General features: G+C 63.1%; 17 protein-coding genes and 2 riboswitches. Of the genes, 12 read left to right on the top strand and 5 right to left on the bottom strand.

The features are described 5' to 3' along the window. Nucleotides 1-80 precede the first annotated feature (80 nt). From dnaJ to gcvP, 12 genes are all read left to right on the top strand, one after another. On the top strand, nt 81-1,211 hold the full coding sequence (gene dnaJ, locus DFO50_RS00270; protein WP_028497904.1) for a molecular chaperone DnaJ: 1,131 nt from the start codon (nt 81-83) through the stop codon (nt 1,209-1,211). A gap of 463 nt (nt 1,212-1,674) precedes the next feature. Continuing rightward, nucleotides 1,675-2,907, top strand: coding sequence for an arginine deiminase (locus tag DFO50_RS00265; RefSeq protein WP_028497903.1), 1,233 nt, complete (start codon nt 1,675-1,677; stop codon nt 2,905-2,907). A gap of 91 nt (nt 2,908-2,998) precedes the next feature. Next, nucleotides 2,999-4,003, top strand: coding sequence for an ornithine carbamoyltransferase (locus DFO50_RS00260; RefSeq protein WP_028497902.1), 1,005 nt, complete (start codon nt 2,999-3,001; stop codon nt 4,001-4,003). Between the two features lie 132 nt (nt 4,004-4,135). After that, a complete protein-coding gene (gene arcC / locus DFO50_RS00255) occupies nt 4,136-5,080 on the top strand; it encodes a carbamate kinase (protein ID WP_028497901.1) in 945 nt (314 codons plus the stop codon). 308 nt (nt 5,081-5,388) lie between these two features. After that, nucleotides 5,389-6,828: an arginine-ornithine antiporter gene (arcD, locus tag DFO50_RS00250; protein ID WP_107888743.1), complete on the top strand. Its 1,440-nt coding sequence runs from the start codon at nt 5,389-5,391 to the stop codon at nt 6,826-6,828. An 887-nt stretch (nt 6,829-7,715) separates the two neighbouring features. Next, nucleotides 7,716-8,948: an arginine deiminase gene (locus DFO50_RS00245; RefSeq protein ID WP_107888742.1), complete on the top strand. Its 1,233-nt coding sequence runs from the start codon at nt 7,716-7,718 to the stop codon at nt 8,946-8,948. A gap of 81 nt (nt 8,949-9,029) precedes the next feature. Continuing rightward, on the top strand, nt 9,030-10,037 hold the full coding sequence (locus tag DFO50_RS00240; RefSeq protein WP_107888741.1) for an ornithine carbamoyltransferase: 1,008 nt from the start codon (nt 9,030-9,032) through the stop codon (nt 10,035-10,037). 225 nt (nt 10,038-10,262) lie between these two features. Beyond that, on the top strand, nt 10,263-11,213 hold the full coding sequence (gene arcC, locus DFO50_RS00235; RefSeq protein ID WP_036385049.1) for a carbamate kinase: 951 nt from the start codon (nt 10,263-10,265) through the stop codon (nt 11,211-11,213). A 109-nt stretch (nt 11,214-11,322) separates the two neighbouring features. After that, a complete protein-coding gene (locus tag DFO50_RS00230; protein WP_112691887.1) occupies nt 11,323-12,462 on the top strand; it encodes a glycosyltransferase family 4 protein in 1,140 nt (379 codons plus the stop codon). A gap of 35 nt (nt 12,463-12,497) precedes the next feature. Further along, a riboswitch (glycine riboswitch) is annotated at nt 12,498-12,595 on the top strand. Nucleotides 12,596-12,608: 13 nt separating this feature from the next. Continuing rightward, a riboswitch (glycine riboswitch) is annotated at nt 12,609-12,733 on the top strand. A 32-nt stretch (nt 12,734-12,765) separates the two neighbouring features. Then, nucleotides 12,766-13,869 carry a glycine cleavage system aminomethyltransferase GcvT gene (gene gcvT / locus DFO50_RS00225; protein WP_107888739.1) on the top strand — a complete coding sequence of 368 codons (1,104 nt, stop codon included), beginning with the start codon at nt 12,766-12,768 and terminating at the stop codon, nt 13,867-13,869. 131 nt (nt 13,870-14,000) lie between these two features. Next, nucleotides 14,001-14,384 (top strand): glycine cleavage system protein GcvH, encoded by a 384-nt coding sequence (gcvH, locus tag DFO50_RS00220; protein WP_112691886.1) that lies wholly within the window; start codon nt 14,001-14,003, stop codon nt 14,382-14,384. Between the two features lie 83 nt (nt 14,385-14,467). Further along, nucleotides 14,468-17,326 (top strand): aminomethyl-transferring glycine dehydrogenase, encoded by a 2,859-nt coding sequence (gcvP, locus tag DFO50_RS00215; RefSeq protein ID WP_107888738.1) that lies wholly within the window; start codon nt 14,468-14,470, stop codon nt 17,324-17,326. Between the two features lie 70 nt (nt 17,327-17,396). Here the strand turns inward: gcvP and DFO50_RS00210 are convergent, their stop codons facing one another. The 5 genes from DFO50_RS00210 to DFO50_RS00190 all read right to left on the bottom strand — a co-directional run bounded on the left by DFO50_RS00210 (nt 17,397) and on the right by DFO50_RS00190 (nt 21,926). Continuing rightward, nucleotides 17,397-18,212 (bottom strand): glycosyltransferase family 2 protein, encoded by an 816-nt coding sequence (locus DFO50_RS00210; RefSeq protein ID WP_158537377.1) that lies wholly within the window; start codon nt 18,210-18,212, stop codon nt 17,397-17,399. Between the two features lie 67 nt (nt 18,213-18,279). Further along, nucleotides 18,280-19,164, bottom strand: coding sequence for a transketolase family protein (locus DFO50_RS00205; RefSeq protein ID WP_107888736.1), 885 nt, complete (start codon nt 19,162-19,164; stop codon nt 18,280-18,282). After that, on the bottom strand, nt 19,157-19,966 hold the full coding sequence (locus tag DFO50_RS00200) for a transketolase (protein ID WP_233495150.1): 810 nt from the start codon (nt 19,964-19,966) through the stop codon (nt 19,157-19,159). Before DFO50_RS00200 ends, DFO50_RS00205 begins: the two co-directional genes overlap by 8 nt. Then, complete coding sequence (locus DFO50_RS00195; protein WP_158537376.1) at nt 19,963-20,895, bottom strand: FkbM family methyltransferase; 933 nt, start codon at nt 20,893-20,895, stop codon at nt 19,963-19,965. The genes DFO50_RS00200 and DFO50_RS00195 overlap by 4 nt, the downstream gene beginning before the upstream one ends. Beyond that, a complete protein-coding gene (locus DFO50_RS00190) occupies nt 20,892-21,926 on the bottom strand; it encodes an NAD-dependent epimerase/dehydratase family protein (RefSeq protein WP_199489708.1) in 1,035 nt (344 codons plus the stop codon). Before DFO50_RS00190 ends, DFO50_RS00195 begins: the two co-directional genes overlap by 4 nt. Nucleotides 21,927-21,928: the final 2 nt, after the last annotated feature.

Raw genomic sequence — 21,928 nt, 5'->3', positions numbered from 1 at the left:
GCCTCTGTGCCTTTCTTTGTTGGTCAATCTCATGCATGGAGCGACAGCACGCGCTTCGTGACTCCGTGGTGAATGAAGCGATGGCGAAAAAAGATTGCTATGACGTACTGGGCCTGAACCGGGATGCGTCAGAAGAAGAAATCAAGAAGTCTTACCGCAAGCTGGCGATGAAGTATCACCCGGACCGCAATCCGGACAGCAAGGAAGCGGAAGAGAAGTTCAAGGAAGCCAAGGAAGCGTACGAGATCCTGTCCGACGGACAGAAACGCGCGGCCTATGACCAGTATGGCCACGCCGGGGTCGACCCGCAGGCTGGCGGGGCGGGCGGTGCCGGCTTCGGTGGCTTTGGCGATGCCTTTGCCGACATCTTCGGCGACATCTTCGGTGGCGGACGTGCCGGCGGCGGTGGCGGCGGGCGCAGCAATGTGTACCGCGGCTCCGACCTGCGCTACAACCTGGAAATCACGCTGGAAGAAGCGGCGCGCGGCTGCGAGAAGCAGATCCGCATTCCGACCATGGATGAGTGCGATGTCTGCCACGGCAGCGGCGCCAAGCCGGGCACCGAGGCCAAGACCTGCTCGACGTGCGGCGGCGTGGGCCAGGTGCGCATGCAGCAGGGCTTCTTCTCGATCCAGCAGACCTGCCCGACCTGCCATGGCAGCGGCAAGCAGATTACCGATCCGTGCCGTGCCTGCAATGGTGCCGGACGGGTGAAGAAGCAGAAGACGCTGAACGTGAAGATTCCGGCCGGCGTCGACGATGGTGACCGCATCCGCCTGGCCGGAGAAGGCGAGCCGGGCACCAATGGCGGCCCGCATGGCGACCTGTACGTGGTCACGCAGATCCGCCAGCATGCGGTATTCCAGCGTGACGGCACCGACCTGCATTGCGAAATGCCGATCTCGTTCACCAGCGCGGCGCTGGGGGGAGAGATCGAGATCCCGACGCTGGATGGGGCGGCCAAGATCCGCATTCCGCCGGAAACCCAGTCCGGGCAGGTATTCCGCCTGCGTGGCAAGGGTATCAAGGCGCTGCGCGGCAGCCAGCATGGCGACCTGATGTGCCATGTGCTGATCGAGACGCCGGTCAAGCTGACCGAGCGGCAGAAGGAACTGCTGCGCGAGTTCGAGTCGATCAGCCTCGATGCGCCGGGTACGCACAACCCGAAGGCGAAGTCGTTCATGGACAAGCTGAAGGATTTCTTCGGCTGACGGTGGCGATCAGCGGGTGCCTGCGACCGCAGACACCCCGAAAAGAAGGCCCGGCGAATGCCGGGCCTTCTCTTTATTGAGGCCTTTTCGGCCGGAATTGATGCTTTCCGACCCTCGGGCCGTTTTACATAAATCGGTGTCGGTTCCCAGCCAAACCCTTTTGAATCAAAGGCTTGCGTGTCGTGGTGCGAGGCGGGGCGCCAGGGCGGGAAAGCGGACTAAGACCTTGATCCCAAAAGGTTTATCACTGTTTTCTAATTTTTATGACGAGGCGGCGCAGCGCCAATACTGATCTGGATGGAATAGTAGCGGCTTGCAATATGAGTGTGCGCTAATATAATTCAACTCAAGAACGCTGATGCACAAAGCGATCAGCGTTCATTAACGGCTGGCCGGGTTGCTCTCACTTCTCGGCAGCGCACTGACAAGTGCGACCAAGTCTCTTTATGGAAAGGAAGTCATCATGACGACGTTTGGTGTTCATTCTGAGTGCGGTAAGCTCCGCACGGTGATGGTTTGCCGCCCGGGTCTGGCTCACAAGCGCTTGACCCCGGCAAACTGCGACAGCCTGCTGTTCGATGACGTGATCTGGGTTGAACGGGCTCAGAAAGACCATGACTACTTCGTCAGTCAGATGCGCGCTCGCGGCATCGAAGTGCTGGAAGCACATGACATGCTGGCGAAGGTGCTGGACGACAAGGCCGCTCGTGCCTGGCTGCTGGACCACAAGGTGAAGGCAGACAACGTCGGTATCGGCATGCTGGGCGATCTGCGCAGCTGGCTGGAAGAAATGCCGTCGGCCCAACTGTCCGAACACATGTTCGGCGGTATCGCCAAGTCCGAACTGCCGTTCGACCCGAAGGGTCTGTTCGGTGGCTACCTCGACCAGTCCGATTTCGTGCTGCCGCCGGTGCCGAACAGCCTGTTCCAGCGTGACCCGAGCTGCTGGATCTACGAAGGTGTGACCGTCAACCCGATGTACTGGCCGGCTCGCCGTCAGGAAACCCTGCTGCTGGAAGCCATCTACCGCTTCCACCCGACGTTCGCCGGCAAGGCCAACATCTGGTGGGGTGGCAGCGACAAGGACCACGGTCCGGCTACGCTGGAAGGCGGCGACGTGATGCCGATCGGCAATGGCGTCGTGCTTATCGGCATGGGCGAACGCACCAGCCCGCAAGCTGTCGTGCAAGTGGCCAAGAGCGTGCTGGGCAAGAAGGGTGGCGCCAACCGCGTTATCGCTTGCCAGATGCCGAAGTCGCGTGCCGCCATGCACCTGGATACCGTGTTCAGCTTCCTCGACATCGATCTGCTGTCGGTGTTCCCGGACGTGGTCGACGAAATCGTCTGCACCAGCATGTACGCCGGTGACAAGGAAGGCGAAATCCGCTTCGAACGTCACGACGGCGTGCATATCAGCGAAGTCGTGCGCCAGGCACTGAACCTGCCGAGCATCGAACTGCTGAAGACCGGCGGCGACGCATTCCAGCGTGAACGCGAACAGTGGGACGACGGCAATAACGTCGTGGCGCTGGACCGTCGTGTCGTGGTTGCCTATGACCGCAACACCTACACCAACAAGCTGATGCGTGACCGTGGTGTGGAAGTGATCGAAGTCCCGGCATCCGAACTCGGCCGCGGCCGTGGGGGTGGTCACTGCATGACTTGCCCGATCGTTCGCGACGAAGTCAAGCTGTAATCGACCTGACGCATTGAAAGAACATCCCGGCTGGCAGCAGCTGGCCGGGACATCCTGAAGTTACGCAAAGTACGACCAAGGACAACACATCATGGCCTTCAACCTGAAGAACCGTCACTATCTGAAGCTCCTCGACTTCACCCCGCGTGAAATCCGCTACCTGCTCGACCTGTCCCGCGACCTGAAGCGTGCCAAGTACAACGGCACCGAACAGCAACGCCTGACCGGCAAGAATATCGCCCTGATCTTCGAAAAGACCTCGACCCGTACCCGTTGCGCGTTCGAAGTGGCTGCGCACGATCAAGGCGCCAACGTGACCTACCTCGGGCCGTCGGGTTCGCAAATCGGTCACAAGGAATCGATGAAGGACACCGCCCGCGTGCTGGGTCGCATGTATGACGCGATCGAATACCGTGGCTTCAAGCAAGACATCGTTCAGGAACTGGCTGACTACGCCGGCGTGCCGGTCTACAACGGCCTGACCGACGAATGGCACCCGACCCAGATGCTGGCCGACGTGCTGACCATGACCGAACACAGCGACAAGCCGCTGTCGCAAATTGCCTACGCCTACGTGGGTGACGCACGCAACAACATGGGCAACTCGCTGATGGTTGTGGGTTGCAAACTGGGCATGGACGTCCGTATCGGCGGCCCGAAGAACCTGTGGCCGGAAGAATGGCTGGTCGCAGAATGCCAGAAGATCGCTGCCGAAACCGGCGCTCGTCTGACCCTGACCGACGACCCGAAGGTTGCCGTTGACGGCGCCGACTTCATCCACACCGACGTCTGGGTGTCGATGGGCGAACCGAAGGAAGTCTGGGAAGAACGCATCAAGCTGCTGTCGCCGTTCCAGGTGAACAAGGCGCTGCTGGCTGCCGCGAAGAACCCGAGCGTGAAGTTCATGCACTGCCTGCCGGCCTTCCACAACAGCGAAACCAAGGTTGGCAAGGAAATTTCGGAACAGTATCCGCAATTCACCAACGGTATCGAAGTGACGGAAGAAGTGTTCGAAAGCCCGGCAAACGTGGCCTTCGAGCAAGCGGAAAACCGCATGCACACCATCAAGGCAATCATGGTGGCAACGCTGGCCTGATAGCCGCATTGCGCCTCGAAGAGTAGCCCGTCGCGACGTGTTACGTCGCGTCCCCTCTCAGGGGCCGGTCGGCTGTGAAGACCGACCGGCCCCTTTTGTTTCCGAATTCCTGCCGCTTGAAGGAAATAGATCATGCGTGTTGTAGTCGCCCTGGGTGGTAACGCCCTGCAACGTCGCGGTGAAGCAATGACCGCCGAAAACCAACGTAACAACGTCAAAATCGCTGCCGCGCAACTGTCGGAAGTGACCAAGAAGGGTCACAACCTGGTCATGTGCCACGGCAACGGCCCGCAAGTCGGCCTGCTCGGCCTGCAGAACGATGCCTACGCCCGTCACGTCAATGCTGCCGTGACCCCGTACCCGCTCGACGTGCTCGGCGCGCAGACCGAAGGCATGATTGGCTACATGATCGAACAGGAGCTCGGCAACGTGCTGCCGTTCGAAGTGCCGCTGGCCACTGTCCTGACCATGACCGAAGTCGATCCGAAGGATCCGGCTTTCGCCAACCCGGTCAAGTTCGTCGGCCCGGTGTACACCAAGGAAGAAGCCGAAACCCTGGCCGCCGCAAACGGCTGGACGGTCAAGGCTGACGGCGAATACTTCCGCCGCGTGGTGCCGAGCCCGAAGCCGAAGCGCATTTTCGAAATGCGCCCGATCAAGTGGCTGATCGAAAAGGGTGCCGTTGTGATCGCCGCCGGCGGCGGTGGCATCCCGACCATGTATGAAGACGGCAAGCTGGTTGGCGTCGAAGCCGTGATCGACAAGGACCTGGCCTCGTCGCTGCTGGCCAGCGAAGTCGATGCTGACTACTTCGTCATCGCCACCGACGTGTCGACCGTGTTCGTCAACTGGGGCAAGCCGGATCAGAAGGCGATCAAGCGCGCTCACCCGGACGAAATCGAAAAACTCGGCTTCGCAGCCGGTTCGATGGGCCCGAAGGTCGAAGCAGCCTGCGAGTTTGCCCGCAAGAGCGGCAAGCGTGCCGTGATCGGCGCGCTGGGTGATATTGCCAAGATCGTCGAAGGCGAAGCCGGCACCATCATCAGCACCGAAGCCAGCGGCATCGAGTGGTATTGATCGTTTGACTCCTGGAAAAGGCGCTTTTGGCGCCTTTTTTAGGACAACGATACGAACATTTATCGTTGCAATACGCGTAAGGGTGGGCTAACTCGTAATGGCATCAGCGTGATTTGCCAGGCGGGGTTCGCGGTAGGTTTCGCGTTCCGTTCACCCAAAACGTAGTCCCTGCGGCATGGAACATTCATTGTGGATTTTCTGCTTGATCTGAATCAAAGGCGACAGCTGGCAGGTTTGGACAAGGGGCTGTCGTTTTGCGATAAACAAGAATAAGAATTCCTTAATTAACTAACCTACGGAGAGTCAAAATGTCTGACGGGACTCAAGCTGGTTCGCAAAAGCTGAAGCTCGGCGCACTGACTGCGCTGGTCGTCGGCTCCATGATCGGCGGCGGGATCTTCTCGCTGCCGCAGAATATGGCAGCGGGTGCAGGTGCCGGCGCCATCATTATCGGTTGGGTCATTACCTTCTTCGGTATGCTGACCCTGGCGTTCGTGTTCCAGACGCTGGCCTTCCGCAAGCCGGAAATCGAAGGCGGCGTGTACGGGTACGCACGTGCCGGTTTCGGTCCGTACGTTGGCTTCAACTCGGCCTGGGGCTACTGGATCTCGGCGTGGATCGGCAACGTGTCGTACTTCGTCGTGTTCTTCTCGGCGCTGGGCGCGTTCGATGCACTGGGCTTCTTCGGTGACGGCAACACCATGCCGGCCGTGGTCTGCGCATCGATCCTGCTGTGGGCACTGCACTTCATGGTCTGCCGTGGCGTGCATGGCGCGGCGTTCATCAACACCGTGACCACCGTAGCCAAGCTGGTCCCGCTGGCACTGTTCATCGGCATCGTGATCTTCGCGTTCAACGTCGAGACCTTCAACCTGGGTTTCTGGGGCTCGCCGACGCTGGGCAGCGTGGTTGACCAGGTCAAGAGCACCATGCTGGTGACGGTGTGGGTGTTCATCGGTATCGAAGGCGCGTCGATGTTCTCCGGCCGTGCCGAGAAGATGGCCGACGTCGGCAAGGCCACCGTGATCGGTTTCCTGCTGGTGATGGTACTGCTGGTCGCCGTGTCGGTGCTGTCGATGGGCGTGCTGACGCAACCGGAACTGGCTGCACTGAAGAACCCGTCTACCGCTGGCGTGCTGAAGGCTGCCGTGGGTGACTGGGGTGCTGCGCTGATCAACATCGGCCTGGTGATCTCGGTGGGTGGCGCGCTGCTGGCCTGGACGCTGCTGGCAGGAGAAGCGGCTTACCTGGCGGGCAAGGACGGCACCATGCCGGCTGCCTTCGGTCGTCTGAACAAGAACGGTTCGCCGGCCAATGCCCTGTGGCTGACCAACGGTTGCATCCAGGTGTTCCTGATCATCACGCTGTTCAACTCGGCGGGCTATCTGGCGCTGCTGTCGCTGGCAACGTCGATGATCCTGATCCCGTACTTCCTGTGCGCGCTGTATGCACTGATCATCGTGCTGAAGTCCGATGGCTATGAGGCGGGTGACTCCAAGCGTCTGAAAGACATCGTCATCGGCCTGGTCGCTACCGTCTACGGTGTCTGGCTGGTGTACGCAGCAGGTCCGAAGTACCTGTTCCTGTCGATGATCCTGTACGCGGTTGGCCTGCCGTTCTACCTCTGGGCCCGTCGTGAACAGAAGGAACGTCCGTTCACGTCGCTGGAAGGCATCCTGGCTGCCATCGTTCTCGTGCTCGGCGCCTACGCCGCATACGAACTGGGCACCGGCGCACTGTCGCTGTAAGGTCTGCCACCCGCCCTGCGGCGGGTTGCGCAAAACACCCCGGAAGGCATCCTTCCGGGGTGTTTTGTCGACTGCTTGCAAAGGTGGGCACCGGCGGTCAGCGTGGCGTCGGTGCACGCCCGACTGACAGGATCTGTCGTGAGCACGGCAGTCTGCCTGTTTGAATCCTGCCCCTTCCGTCCCCGCCGCCGCGGGGAAACCTCGCTTCGCTCGTCCGTGCTTCGTGGCGAAGGGGAGTGCTTGCAAAGGTGGGCACCGGCGGTCAGCGTGGCGTCGGTGCACGCCCGACTGACAGGATCTGTCGTGAGCACGGCAGTCTGCCTGATTGAATCCTGCCCCTTCCGTCCCCGCCGCCGCGGGGAAACCTCGCTACGCTCGTCCGTGCTTCGTGGCGAAGGGGAGTGCTTGCAAAGGTGGGCACCGGTGGCCAGCGTGGCGTCGGTGCACGCCCGACTGACAGGAGCTGTCGTGAGCACGGCAGTCTGCCTGTTTGAATCCTGCCCCTTCCGTCCCCGCCGCCGCGGGGAAACCTCGCTTCGCTCGTCCGTGCTTCGTGGCGAAGGGGAGGGCCGTCAACAAAACACCCCGGGAAGTAACTTTCCGGGGTGTTTTGCGTCCTGCTGCCGGGGGGCTCGCGCGATGGATGGCCCTTTACGGAGCGGGGCGGGTGTTCTATACCGTGGCGTGATGAGAGCAGAATTCAGAACGTCCAGCCCCGGCGGGAACATGCCCGCCACCCCCGTCCGTTCCGCGTCGTGTCACGGCGTCACGGCGGCTGGCTGCGTCGTGCGGCAACGAGATGAGTCCACCAGATAGCGCTGTCGGCGGTCCCCGCCCCGGCGCTATTTTTTGTCCCCGCTGAAAAGCACTCAGAGAAGGAGTTCTCCATGTCCCAGTTTGGCGTTCATTCCGAATGCGGCAAGCTGCGAACGGTGATGGTGTGCCGTCCCGGCCTGGCCCACAAGCGACTGACCCCGGGCAACTGCGACAGCCTGCTGTTCGACGATGTGATCTGGGTCGAGCGCGCCCAGAAGGACCATGCCTACTTCGTCAGCCAGATGGAGTCGCGCGGCATCGAGGTGCTGGAGGTTCACGATCTGCTGACCAAGCTGCTCGAGGACCGGGCCGCTCGCGGGTGGATTCTCGACCACAAGATCAAGCCGGACTATGTCGGAGTCGGCATGCTCGGTGATCTGCGTCGCTGGCTGGACGAGATGCCGGCCCAGCAACTGGCCGAACACCTGGTCGGCGGCATTGCCCGTTCCGAATTGCCGTTCGACCCGAAGGGGCTGTTCGGCGGTTATCTCGACCAGTCCGACTTTGTGTTCCCGCCGGTGCCGAACAGCCTGTTCCAGCGTGACCCGAGCTGCTGGATCTACGAAGGCGTGACGCTGAACCCGATGTACTGGCCGGCCCGCCGTCAGGAAACCCTGCTGATGCAGGCGATCTACCAGTTCCATCCGTTCTTCGCCGGCAAGGTCCGCGTCTGGTGGGGCGACAGCGACAAGGATCATGGCGCGGCGACGCTGGAAGGCGGCGACGTGATGCCGATCGGCAACGGGGTCGCCCTGATCGGCATGGGCGAGCGCACCAGCCCGCAGGCCGTGGTGCAGGTGGCGAAGAATGCACTGGGCCAGCCCGGAGGCCCGACCCGCGTCATCGCCTGCCAGATGGCCAAGAGCCGCGGTGCCATGCACCTCGATACCGTGTTCAGCTTCCTCGACTACGATTTCGTGTCGGTGTTCCCGGACGTGGTCGACGAAATCGTCTGCACCAGCATGTACGCCGGCGACAAGCCGGGCGAGATCCGTTTCGAACGTCACGAGGGCAAATCCTTCCTCGACGTGGTGGCCAGTTCGCTCGGCATCGGCAAGCTGAAGACGCTGGCGACCGGCGGCGACGCGTTCCAGCGCGAGCGCGAACAGTGGGACGACGGCAATAACGTCGTGGCACTGGATCGCGGCGTGGTGGTTGCCTACGATCGCAACACCTATACCAACCGGCTGATGCGCGACGCCGGCGTCGAGGTGATCGAGATCCCGGCATCCGAGCTCGGCCGCGGCCGTGGTGGTGGCCACTGCATGACGTGCCCGATCGTGCGCGATCCGGTCAACTTCTGATTTCCGGCACTCCTGCCGCGATTGCCGCTGCCCGCGGCATCGCGGCATATCCCGCCCATCCGCTCATTCTGGAGAAACAACATGGCTTTCAATCTGCGCAATCGCCACTTCCTCAAGGAACTCGATTTCACCCCGCGTGAAATCCGCTATCTGCTCGACCTGGCCCGCGACCTGAAGCGCGCCAAGTACAACGGCACCGAGCAGCCGCGCATGAAGGGCAAGAACATCGCGCTGATCTTTGAAAAGACCTCGACCCGCACCCGCTGCGCGTTCGAAGTGGCGGCCCATGACCAGGGCGCCAATGTGACCTATCTCGAACCGAGCGGTTCGCAGATCGGCCACAAGGAATCGATGAAGGACACCGCCCGCGTACTGGGCCGCATGTTCGATGCCATCGAGTACCGCGGCTTCAGCCAGGAACTGGTGCAGGAACTGGCCGACTATGCCGGTGTGCCGGTCTACAACGGCCTGACCGACGAATGGCACCCGACCCAGATGCTGGCTGACGTGCTGACCATGACCGAGCACAGCGACAAGCCGCTGTCGCAGATCGCTTACGCCTATGTCGGCGATGCCCGCAACAATATGGGCCATTCGCTGATGATCATCGGTTGCCTGCTGGGCATGGACGTGCGCATCGGTGGCCCGAAGGATCTGCAGCCGGACGAAAAACTGGTGGTCAAGGCCAGGGAAATCGCCAAGGAAACCGGCGCGCGCCTGCTGGTGACCGATGACCCGAAAGCCGCGGTCAAGGGCGTTGACTTCATCCACACCGACGTCTGGGTGTCGATGGGCGAGCCGATCGAAAAATGGGGCGAGCGCATCTCGATCCTGAAGCCGTTCCAGGTCAACAAGGCACTGCTGGAAGCGACCGGCAATCCGCAGACAAAATTCATGCACTGCCTGCCGGCCTTCCACAACACCGAGACCAAGGTTGGCAAGCAGATCGAGCAGCAGTACCCGGAGTTCGCCAAGGGCATTGAAGTGACCGATGACGTGTTCGAAAGCCCGGCGTGCATTGCGTTCGAGCAGGCCGAGAACCGCATGCACACCATCAAGGCCATCATGGTGGCCACGCTCGGCGCCTGACCGGAAACGGTCGGGAGGGGGCAGAACGCCGGTGATCCGGCCAGTGTCGCGCCGGGACAAGCGATTGTCGCGGCCGGCCTGCCGGGAGTCGGCCGGCGCCCCCTAGAATGCGTTCAGGGTATGGCAGACAACCGCCGACGGGCCGGTTTCCGCAAGCCTTTCCCGCACCAGCCGGTGCGGTGACGGACAGGTGGGCATCGTTGCCCTTCGACAAAGGAGTTGGACATGAGCAGAGTTGTGGTCGCACTGGGCGGTAACGCCCTGCAACGCCGCGGTGAGGTAATGACCGCCGACAACCAGCGGAAGAACGTCAGAGTCGCCGCCAAGCAACTGGCGCAGGTCGCCAAGCACCACGAGCTCGTCCTGGCCCACGGCAACGGGCCGCAGGTCGGCCTGCTCGGGCTGCAGAACGAGGCCTATGCCCGTCACGTCGACGACAAGGTCACGCCGTATCCGCTCGATGTGCTCGGCGCCCAGACCGAAGGCATGATCGGCTACATGATGGAACAGGAGCTGGGCAACGAACTGCCGTTCGAAGTGCCGCTGGCCACCATCCTGACCATGACCGAGGTCGATCCGAAAGACCCGGCGTTTGCCAACCCGACCAAGTTCGTCGGCCCGGTGTACTCGAAGGAAGAAGCGGACAAGGTCGCCGCCGCGAATGGCTGGACGGTCAAGGCCGATGGCGAATACTTCCGTCGCGTGGTGCCGAGCCCGAAACCGAAGCGCATTTTCGAAATGCGCCCGATCAAGTGGCTGATTGAAAAGGGTGTGGTGGTGATCGCGGCCGGTGGTGGCGGCATTCCGACCATGTACGACGAAGGCGGCAAGAAACTGGAAGGCGTCGAAGCGGTGATCGACAAGGACCTGGCATCGTCGCTGCTGGCGCGTGAAGTCGAGGCCGATTACTTTGTGGTCGCAACCGACGTGAAGGCCGTGTTCATCAACTGGGGCAAGCCGGACCAGAAGGCGATCAAGCGTGCGAACCCGGACGCGCTGATCAAGCTCGGCTTTGCGGCCGGCTCGATGGGGCCGAAGGTCGAAGCCGCCGCCGAGTTCGCCACGATGACCGGCAAGCGCGCGGTCATCGGTGCACTCGAGGATATCGAGAAGATCGTCGAGGGTCAGGCCGGCACCATCGTGACGACCGAGATCGACGGCATCGAGTATTACTAAGTACCTTCCGGCCTATCCTGGCTGACCTCTTTACCGCGCCTGCTGGCGCGGTTTTCGTTTCCCGGGTGCTAGAATCACCGCCGCATTCCACTCTTTACCGGGTCACACCATGTCCGCCAGACACGCCGTCATCGCCATTCGCCAGCTGGAGAAGAACACCGGTGCCAGCCGGGTTGCCTTTTCACAGGCGGCGCTGCTGCGACAGGCGGGCTACCGGGTGACCCTGCTGGCCGAACGCGCCAACGAGGCGCTGGTGGCCGAGCGCGATTGCGAACTGGTTCGCCTCTGGCGCTGGCCACTGCGCGGTGCCTTTCGCCGCCAGTGGTTCAATCTGCGCGTGCAGGCATGGTGCCGCCGTCATCACCCCGACCTGCTGATCAGTCATGGCGATGCCGAAACCCCGAACGTACTGTTCCTGCACAACTGCGTGCATCTGGCCTCGCAGAAGATCCACGGCAAGCCGCTGCCGGCCGGGCACGAGGTTGCGCTGCTGCACGACCGCATCCTGTCGGCGCAGGCGTTCGACGTTATCGGCGTCAATTCGCGGATGATGGGCGACGAGGTCATCCGTCGCTACGGCATCCCCGCCGACAAGGTCCGGGTGTTTCACCCCGGTTATGACGCGGGGCAGTTCAACACCGACGATCGCGCGGCCCGGCGTCTGGCCGGGCGTGCGGCAGTCGGCGTCGATCTGTCGGCCACTCTGGTCGGGCTGGTGACGTCCGGTGACTTCAGCAAGCGCAATGTTGCCGGCTTTATCGACGCAGCGGCGAAACTGGTGGCGCTGGCGCCGGACCGGGACTGGCGCTTCCTGGTGGTCGGCAAGGACCGCTTCGACAGCTACCGCCAGCAGGCGGAGCGGCTCGGCATCGGCAACCGGGTCATCCACTCGCCGGTCATGGACAATGTGGCCATGCTGTATCCGGCGCTGGACCTGTTCGTGCTGCCGGCCCATATCGAGGAGTTCGGTCTGGTGGCGCTGGAGGCGATGGCCTGCGGCACGCCGGTGCTGCTTGGCGACCATGTCGGCGCGTCCGAGCTGCTGCCGGCTACCCCTGAATGGCAGCAGCGCATCCTGCCGGCTGCCGACAGCACACGCTGGGCCGAGGCAATACGTGATTCGGTTGCCGATCAGGCCGGGTCCGAGGCCCGGGCGCTGGCGCTGGCCAGCCAGCTCGGACCGTGGCAATACGCGCAGCAGCAGGCCGCCATGCTGCACTTTTTCGAGCAGATCGCCGCTGCGCACTGAGACGGTTGCATCGCGACCGGACCGGCCCGATAATGCGCGGGCATGCAGGAGAGTGTGGCGTGGAAACACGACCACCGCCGAAGGCGCAAGCGCACCCGCACAATCGCTCAGGCAAATGGACTGCATGCACGGCACGGCTGCATTGTGCCAATCACTCTGGAGAGCGGCGCCGCCAGCACGGCGCACACCGAAGGGGCTAACGACGGGACGCCGGACCTGAAAACGGTTCGCCCCGCCGGAAAATCTCAGGTGCCGGGACAGAGGGGTGTCAATCGTCCATTGCCCCTTTGATATTGGCCCGACATGACCGCATCGCTCCTCACCACCCCGTTCCACGCCCTGCATATCGAAGCCGGCGCCAAAATGGTTCCGTTCGCCGGCTGGGACATGCCCATCCATTACGGCTCGCAGCTCAAGGAGCACGAGATCGTTCGTCAGGATGCCGGCATGTTCGACGTATCGCACATGACCGTGGTTGACCTGACCGGAGAGGGCGCGCGCGACTACCTGCGTCACCTGATCGCCAACGACATCGACAAACTCGCGCCGGTCGGCAAGGCGCTGTATGCCGGCATGCTGAACGAAGCCGGCGGTGTGATTGACGACCTGATCGTCTATCTGACCGACTGGGGCTACCGCGTGGTCGTCAACGCCGGCACCCGCGACAAGGATCTGGCGTGGATGCGCCGCCAGATCGAAGGCTATGCCGCCACGCTGACCGAACGCCCGGACCTGGCCATGCTCGCCGTTCAGGGCCCGACCGCCATCGACCGCTTCTGTGCCGCTCAGCCGGCCATGGCCGACCGGGTCCGCGCGCTGAGCGTGTTCCAGGGCCTGCCGTTCAACAATGGCGCGGATGGCTGGTTTATCGCCCGTACCGGTTATACCGGCGAAGACGGACTGGAAATCATCCTGCCGGCGGCCGAAGCCGCCGGCCTGTGGCGCGATCTGCTGGCAGCCGGCGTGCAGCCGACCGGTCTTGGCGCTCGCGACACCCTGCGTCTCGAAGCCGGCATGAACCTGTATGGCCACGACATGGACGACAACGTCAGTCCGCTCGAAGCCGGCATGGGCTGGACGCTGGACCTGAAAGACCCGGCGCGCGACTTTATCGGCCGCAAGCCGGTTGAGGCGCTGAAGGCCGCCGGCCCGAAGCTGAAGCAGGTCGGTCTGGTGCTCGAGGGGCGCGGCGTGCTGCGCGAAGGCATGACCGTGCTGGTCGACGGCCTCGGCGAGGGCGTGATCACCAGCGGGACCTTCTCGCCGACGCTGAAGCAGTCGATTGCGATTGCCCGCGTGCCGGCCGCGACCGGTGCCACGGTGGCGGTCGATATCCGTGGCCAGCGCGTGCCGGCCCGGGTGGTGAAAATGCCGTTCGTCCGCAACGGCAAGAAAGTCTGCGAATAAACGGAAACGGTGCCGGTGACGGCGCCGTTTTGCTGTCTCTGCCGTGACTGCTGTCACGGCGCCCCCTTTTTTGTCAGTATGGCGGGCGGGCAGTACCCGCCGGTCGAAAATCGAATCTAACGGAGTTATCCATGAGCCACATCCCCGCCGATCTGAAGTACGTTGCCAGCCACGAGTGGATCCGTCGCGAAGCCGACGGCACCGTGACCATCGGCATCACCCATCACGCACAGGAACTGCTGGGCGACATCGTCTACGTTGAGCTGCCGGCCGTCGGCAGCGTGCTGGCCGATGGCGCCGGCGCCGGCGTGGTCGAATCGGTCAAGGCCGCCAGCGATGTGTACAGCCCGCTGGCCGGTGAAGTGATCGAAGTGAACGCCGCGCTGGAAAGCGCGCCGGACACCGCCAATACCGACCCGTATGGCGAAGGCTGGTTCTTCAAGATGAAGCCGGCCAATGCCGCCGACGTCGACTCGCTGCTCGACGCCGACGCTTACGCGAAGGAAGTGGGCTAAAACGCCTGGCGGGCCGTGCTGTTGCACGGCCCGTTGCACGTTGCCCGCACGATTGCCCCGACCACGAACGTACTGTTTCCGCCATGACTACGCTGCAACAACTCGAACACACCGACGCCTTTGTCGCGCGGCATATCGGCCCGAGCGATGCTGACGTGAGCGCCATGCTCGCCGTCCTCGGCCTCGATTCGCTGGACCAGCTGACCACCCAGACCGTGCCGGCCGACATCCTGCGCGCCGATCCGCTGCCGCTGCCCGGCGCCATCCCCGAGCATGTCGCCCTCGCCGAGCTGGCCGGCATCGCCGGCAAGAATGTCCTGGCCAGGTCCTTTATCGGGCTCGGCTACCACCCGACGCTGACGCCGAACGTGATTCTGCGCAATGTGACGGAAAACCCCGGCTGGTACACCGCCTATACGCCGTACCAGGCCGAAATCGCCCAGGGCCGGCTGGAAGCGCTGCTGAACTTCCAGCAGATGGTCATCGACATGACCGGGCTGGAACTGGCCAATGCCTCGCTGCTCGACGAAGCCACGGCCGCCGCCGAAGCGATGGCGATGGCGCGCCGGGTGTCGAAGGCACGCGGGCAGGTGTTCTTCGTTGACAGCCAGGTGCTGCCGCAGACCTTCGACGTGCTGAAAACGCGCGCGGCCGAATTCGGCTTTGAACTGGTCAGCGGTCATCCGGAAGAAGCGGTCAATCATGAGCTGTTCGGCGCGCTGTTCCAGTACCCGGGCGCGGACGGTGAAGTCAGTGACCTGAGCACCTATATCGCCGCGGCGCAGCAGAAGGGCGCCATCGTCACCGTGGCGGCTGACATCCTGGCCCTGGCCCTGCTGAAGTCGCCGGGTGAAATGGGCGCCGACATCGCCGTCGGCACCACCCAGCGCTTCGGCATCCCGATGGGCTTCGGCGGCCCGCATGCGGCCTATTTTGCCAGCCGCGACGCGCACAAGCGTTCGACCCCGGGGCGCCTGATCGGCGTGTCGATCGACGCCAGGGGCAAGCGTGCCCTGCGCATGGCACTGCAGACCCGCGAACAGCATATCCGCCGCGAGAAGGCCAACTCGAATATCTGCACCTCGCAGGTGCTGCTGGCCAATATGGCCGGCTTCTTCGCCACCTATCACGGCCCGGCCGGCATCAAGCGCATTGCCGCGCGCGTGCACCGCCTGGCCTGCCTGTTCGCTGACGGCGTGCGCGCCAGCGGCGGCCATGTCGCCAGCCAGACCTTCTTCGACACCGTGCGCGTGCAGACCGGCGCCGCCACCGAATCGGTGCTCGCCACCGCACGTGTGGCCGGCTACAACCTGCGCCGCGTCGATGCCGGCACCGTCGCCGTCGCCTTCCACGAAGTCGCCACCGGCGCCGATGTGGTCGAACTGGTGCGCTTCGTCACCGGCAAGACGGTCGATGTGGCCGCGCTGGACGCCCGCGTCGCCGACCAGTTCCCGGCCGCGCTGAAGCGCGAATCGGCCTATCTGACGCATCCGGTCTTCAATTCGCATCACAGCGAAACCGAAATGATGCGTTATCTGAAGAAACTGCAAAACCGCGACCTGGCACTCGATCACGCCATGATCCCGCTCGGCAGCTGCACCATGAAGCTGAATGCGGCCAGCGAAATGACGCCGATCACCTGGCCTGCCTTCGGTGGCGTGCATCCGTTCGCCCCGCGCGACCAGGTTCAGGGCTATCTGGAGCTGGTCGACGGCCTGTCCGAACAGCTGAAGGCCATCACCGGTTTCGACGCCATCAGCCTGCAGCCGAATTCCGGTGCCCAGGGTGAATATGCCGGCCTGCTGTGCATCCGTCGCTATCTGGACAGCAAGGGCCAGCAGGCGCGCAGGATCTGCCTGATCCCGACCTCGGCCCACGGCACCAACCCGGCCAGCGCGCAGATGATGGGCATGGAAGTGGTGCCGGTCGCCTGCGACGACAACGGCAATATCGACGTTGCCGATCTGAAGGCCAAGGCTGAACAGTACCGCGATACGCTGGCCTGCCTGATGCTGACCTATCCGTCGACCCACGGCGTGTTCGAGGCGGCGATCCGCGACATTATCGACACCGTGCATGCGCATGGCGGCCAGGTCTATTTCGACGGCGCCAACCTGAATGCCCTGGTCGGTCTGGTACGCCCGGCCGATATCGGTGCCGACGTGTCGCACATGAACCTGCACAAGACCTTCTGCATCCCGCACGGCGGCGGCGGCCCGGGCGTGGGCCCGATCGGCATGAAGGCGCATCTGGCGCCGTTCGCGCCGAACCATGCGGTGACGCCGATCGCCAATGGCTCGGAAGGGCAGAGTGCGGTGTCGGCCGCGCCGTTCGGCAGCGCCTCGATCCTGCCGATCAGCTGGATGTACATCCGCATGATGGGGGGCGCCGGCCTGCGCCGTGCTACCCAGGTTGCCCTGCTGAGTGCGAACTATGTCGCCAGGCGGCTGGAAGGGGCCTACCCGATCCTGTACCGTGATGCGAACGGCCGTGTCGCCCACGAGTGCATCGTTGACCTGCGTCCGCTGAAGGCGGAAACCGGCATCACTGAAGTCGACGTCGCCAAGCGGCTGATGGACTACGGTTTCCACGCGCCGACCATGAGCTTCCCGGTGGCCGGCACCATCATGATCGAGCCGACCGAAAGCGAATCGCGCGCCGAGCTGGAACGCTTTATCGACGCGCTGCTGGCGATCCGTGAGGAAATCCGCAAGGTCGGCGACGGCGAATGGCCGCGTGACGACAACCCGCTGAAGCATGCGCCGCACAGCATTGCCGACGTGACCGGTGAATGGACGCGCCCGTACCCGCGCGAACAGGGCCTGTTCCCGCTGCCGTATGTGGCAGAGAACAAGTTCTGGCCGTTCGTGAACCGCATCGACGATGTGTACGGTGACCGCAACCTGGTGTGCAGCTGCCCGCCGATGAGCGAATACCAGTAATCTGCAGTAAATGAAAAACCCCGGTCAGCACCATCGCTGACCGGGGTTTTTCATTGCAGGGTGCCGGCAGTCAGGCGAAGGCCTTCAGCCAGTCGGACGGAGCGACATCGTAGTGGGGACGGTAGACGCGGTTGCACATGATGGCGACCATGATGGCGTGCGGATCGTAGCCGAAGCGGGCGCTGCGGATCAGTTCTTCCTGGACATCCTTGGCGAACACCCGGGTCTTGACCTGCGAGTACGAGTCGCGACCCCAGATATTGTCGATAAAGGTGGCCGGTTCGATCACGACGTTATTGTCCGGATGCCCGCAGTACAGCGACAGGTACAACGGCAGCGTATGGGCCTTGGCCAGGTCATCGCCGTAGCAGTCGAGCGCTTCGATTGCCTTGGCGCGCCGGTACACATTGGCGCCGAGGAACATCATGCACGGACCGGTGTAGTTGAAGATGTCCAGCAGGCTGTTGATCTCGCCCGGCGGCAACTGGGTCGGCAGCGCCAGCCTGCCGTCGTGCCAGACCGCGCGGTGGTTCAGGAAAATGTAGTCGGGCTGTTGCCGGACCAGCAGTTCGCGGATGGCGGACAACAGGCCGGGCCGGTAATCGTCATCGTCGCCGAGGACCATGACGTACTCGGTCTGGCCCTCCCGCACCAGGCGAACCACACTGCTCGGTGCGCCGATGTTTTCCGGATTCACATCGACCTGGACATACGGAAAACGCGATTGCACCGCGTCGCGGATGTCGTAACCGGAACCGTTGTCAAGAATGCGGACGCTGATGAAGTCGTGCAGATCGCCCTGGAGTTCGCTGTCCAGATACGCCAGGGTGTTCATCAGGTGTTCCCGCCGTTCGAAGGTCGGGATGCAGATTTGCAGTACAGCCATGGGGTGAGGGTCCTTGTCGGGGGCCGCGCCGCTCAGGGAGCGGCGCATGATATTCAGTAGCGCGGATTCAGAGGTCGAGGCCGCCAAGCCGGTTCAGGGTCGCCTGACTGCCGACCATGCCGCAGACCCTGGCATCGAGCGCCTTGCGCACCAGTCGGCTGCGCAACGCCGGCACACGGTCCAGCGATTCCAGCAGCCAGGCACCGAAGCCGGCATCTTCCAGATGGTCCTCGACGGTGATGACCTGCTGCCAGGCATCCAGTTGCGCCGCCTGCAGCGGCTTGCTTGCCATGCCCCACAGCGGCATCGAGTGCAGCGAGCAGTCGGCGAAGGCCGGCTCGTCGCACCAGTGGGTGGCCCGCTCGGCCGTGGCGCCGGTGGACAGCAGGGTGCGGGTGGCGCCTGGGCGGACATGCACCGGCAGCCATTTCCCCGGTTCGACTACCGGCACCGTCGGGTGCAGCTCGGGCTCGCCGGCCTTGCCCAGCCGCAGATAGGATGGCTGCGGGTTTGCGGCCAGGTAACGCATGCAGGCGCGCACTTCCATCGGGTCGCCCGGCGCCGCAATCAGCATGTTCGGCAGGGTGCGCATCAGTGCGTAGTCCTGAACGGCATGGTGCGAGTAACCGAGCCCGCCATAGGCGAGTCCGCCGCCCACGGACACGACCGTGACCGGCAGCTTGTGGTAGGCGACATCGTTGCGGATCTGCTCCGCGCAGCGGAAGGTGGGGAAGTTGGCAATCGAGTAGACGAATACGTGATAGCCCTCCGACGCCATGCCGGCAGCCAGCCCCATCATGTTCTGCTCGGCGACGCCGGCATTGACGAAGCGCTCGGGAAAGGTGTCCGCAAACGGCTCGATGACGGAATAGCCGAGATCGCCGACGATCAGCGCAATCGATGGATCCTGCGTCGCCAGCGCCATCAGTTCATGGATAAAGGCATTACGCATTGTCGTGTTCCAGTTCGGCCAGGGCGAGGCGCAGTTGCTCGTCGTTCGGGCTGCGATAGTGCCACTCGACCTTGTTTTCCATAAAGCTGACGCCCTTGCCCTTGGTCGTGTGTGCAATCACGATCGACGGCTTGCCCGGCTCCCACGGCGTGCTGCACAGCAGGGCCGACAGGGCCTGATGGTCATGCCCGTCCGCCTCGCGCACGGCCCAGCCGAATGCGCGCAGCTTGTCGGCCAGCGGCTCCAGCGCCAGAGTCCGGGCGATGGTGGTCATGCTCTGCAGCTTGTTGTAGTCGATGATGGCGACCAGATTGTCCAGCTTGTGGTGCGCCGCGAACATCAGGGCTTCCCAGTTGCTGCCCTCGTCCATTTCGCCGTCGCTGAGCTGCACGAACGTCCGCCAGTCCTCATGCCGGCGTTTGGCCGCCAGCGCCTTGCCGACGCCGAACGGGAGACCGTGGCCGAGCGAGCCGGTGGAAAACTCGACGCCGGTCACTTTGTGGCTGATATGGTTCATCAGCGGCGACAAGTCCTGGCCGTAGCTGTCGAGCGCTTCCAGCGGAATGACGCCGCGGGCCGCCAGGGCCGCGTAGACGGCGACGCAGGCGTGGCCCTTGCTGAGGATGAAACGGTCGCGGTCAGCGGCGTGCGGCTCGGTCGGTGAAAAACGCATGGCGCCGCCATACAGGACCGCAAGGATGTCGGCGATGGACAGCGCGCTGGCGATATGCGATGCCCGGGCGCGGTGCACCATCTGCAGCGCGAGTACCCGGATTTGTCTGGCAAGCTGGTCGGAGTTCACCGTGATTCTCTTGTCGATTCGATCTGCTGACGGTGTTTTTCCTGATGCAGGAAAACAAAATTGGTCTCCACCGTGTTTTCATCCATGGACTGGAACGGAGACAGCCCCCGCTCGCCAATGCTGAAGCAGGCGTAGCCGAGTTCACTGAAAAACCCGATCACTTCATTGGGGTGATAGTGGAAGGACTTCGACCACTTGCGCAGCATCTCGGTGAAAACCACCGGCTTGTGCGTGGCCAGGGTGTCTCGCCCGCCCTTGAATACCAGGAATTCCGCCCCTTCGACATCGCACTTGATGAAGTCGGGGGCCACCTGGTAATTCTGCGCCCAGTCGTCCAGCTTCAGGGTCAGGCCCACCACCTTCTTGCTGTCGGCGGCGCAGGACACGTTTTCGAGCGAGGCATTGGTGGTGCCGGTCGGGTACAGGTAGAACTCGGCGACACCGCCGGTATCCGACAGCCCGTAGTTGTAGAGGCTGATCGCCGAACCCTGCCGGTTGCGGGCGACGTTGCGGTTCAGGTAATCGAAATTGCCCGGCATCGGCTCGAACGCATGAATATGTGCAGCCGGCTGCGCGGCGGAAAACCACAGCGAGAACCAGCCGATGTTGGCACCGATATCGAGAATCTGCCGGCAGCCGTCGAGCAGCGGGGTGATGGCCCGGATGCATTCCGGTTCGTACTGGCTGAAATTCAGGATCTCGATGGGCGCGACCCGCGCTTCCGCTGCCGGGCATTCCATCGAGAACGGCATGTTCTTCAGATGAAAAACCGGGCCGCCTTCACGGATCTCGATTGATTCGATATCGGTGTGACCAATGAACTCGCTGTATTCGAACAGGCTGTTGTGCTGTTCGAGCATGGCGGCAATATAGTCGGGTTTGCCGAGGGTACGGTCTGCGAATTGCTGTGACAGCCTGGCGAGGGTCATGAGTAACTTTCCACCATTTTCTTGAATCCGGCGGCCGGGGGAACCATTGCCTTCCATCCCAGCGCTTCGAGTTGAGTGACGTCCGGCAGCAGTCTGGCGAAGTGGCTCGGCAGGTAGGGCTTTGAACTGTCGATGCCGCGGCGGATCACTTGCAGCCCCAGATCCGGGTAGAGTCCGGTCAGCAGCCGGGCCAGCTCGTAGATCGACAGGTCACCTGCCGGGTTGGCAACGTTGTAGGGCAACCCCGCCTGGCCATTGAACAGCACGTAGAACAGCCCTCGTATCGCGTCGCTGATATAGCAGAACGCGCGACGGGCGGCGCCATCGCTGTTCATCGAGATATCCCGCCGCTGCACGATATCGGCGACAAAATCGGCAAACACGCGGCCATCCTGCAGATCGATGCCGGGGCCGTAGGTATGGAACGGCCGGATGATCCTGACCGGCAGACCGTACTGGCGCATCCACGACAGCGACAGCGTTTCGCCCATGCGCTTGCTTTCCGCATAGCAGGAACGGATGTCAGTCGGGTCGATCACGCCGTAGTCCTGTTCGCTCAGGCGGCTGTGGTCGCGGGTATCGCCGTAGACCTCGCTGCTGCTGATATACAGAAAGCACTCGGCCGCGCTGGCCTGGGCCAGTTGCAGCAGCTTGTAACTGCCAATGACATTCGGCGCCAGCGTACCGACCGGGTCGGTGCCATAAAAGCGGGGGCTGGCCTGACTGGCGGCATGAATGAAATAGTCTGCCCGGACGTTCAGACCATCCGGCAGCGACAGATCGCACTCGACAATGCTCAGCGCATCGCCGGCATCGAGATCGGCAAAGCGGCGTGCCGCTTTTTCCGGGTTCCTGACGATGGCGATCACCCTGACCGGTGCCGCCACTTTGCCGGCCGGGTGCAGGGCGAGCAGGCTGCGTACCAGATAGCTGCCGATAAAGCCCGAAGCCCCGGTCACCGCCACCGTTTTTCCCGCGAGCCGATGCCAGGGCAGCGGCGCCGCGAGGATGTGCCCGATATCGTCGGTCACGA

It is taken from the genome of Microvirgula sp. AG722 (assembly GCF_003269145.1).
In the GTDB taxonomy this organism is placed as follows: domain Bacteria; phylum Pseudomonadota; class Gammaproteobacteria; order Burkholderiales; family Aquaspirillaceae; genus Microvirgula; species Microvirgula aerodenitrificans.
This window is presented reverse-complemented; position numbering and strand designations above follow the sequence as displayed.

Coding starts and splice junctions, on each gene's coding strand:
- dnaJ (WP_028497904.1), top strand. CDS start 81: ATGGCGAAAAAAGATTGCTATGACGTACTGGGCCTGAACCGGGATGCG.
- DFO50_RS00265 (WP_028497903.1), top strand. CDS start 1,675: ATGACGACGTTTGGTGTTCATTCTGAGTGCGGTAAGCTCCGCACGGTG.
- DFO50_RS00260 (WP_028497902.1), top strand. CDS start 2,999: ATGGCCTTCAACCTGAAGAACCGTCACTATCTGAAGCTCCTCGACTTC.
- arcC (WP_028497901.1), top strand. CDS start 4,136: ATGCGTGTTGTAGTCGCCCTGGGTGGTAACGCCCTGCAACGTCGCGGT.
- arcD (WP_107888743.1), top strand. CDS start 5,389: ATGTCTGACGGGACTCAAGCTGGTTCGCAAAAGCTGAAGCTCGGCGCA.
- DFO50_RS00245 (WP_107888742.1), top strand. CDS start 7,716: ATGTCCCAGTTTGGCGTTCATTCCGAATGCGGCAAGCTGCGAACGGTG.
- DFO50_RS00240 (WP_107888741.1), top strand. CDS start 9,030: ATGGCTTTCAATCTGCGCAATCGCCACTTCCTCAAGGAACTCGATTTC.
- arcC (WP_036385049.1), top strand. CDS start 10,263: ATGAGCAGAGTTGTGGTCGCACTGGGCGGTAACGCCCTGCAACGCCGC.
- DFO50_RS00230 (WP_112691887.1), top strand. CDS start 11,323: ATGTCCGCCAGACACGCCGTCATCGCCATTCGCCAGCTGGAGAAGAAC.
- gcvT (WP_107888739.1), top strand. CDS start 12,766: ATGACCGCATCGCTCCTCACCACCCCGTTCCACGCCCTGCATATCGAA.
- gcvH (WP_112691886.1), top strand. CDS start 14,001: ATGAGCCACATCCCCGCCGATCTGAAGTACGTTGCCAGCCACGAGTGG.
- gcvP (WP_107888738.1), top strand. CDS start 14,468: ATGACTACGCTGCAACAACTCGAACACACCGACGCCTTTGTCGCGCGG.
- DFO50_RS00210 (WP_158537377.1), bottom strand. CDS start 18,212: ATGGCTGTACTGCAAATCTGCATCCCGACCTTCGAACGGCGGGAACAC.
- DFO50_RS00205 (WP_107888736.1), bottom strand. CDS start 19,164: ATGCGTAATGCCTTTATCCATGAACTGATGGCGCTGGCGACGCAGGAT.
- DFO50_RS00195 (WP_158537376.1), bottom strand. CDS start 20,895: ATGACCCTCGCCAGGCTGTCACAGCAATTCGCAGACCGTACCCTCGGC.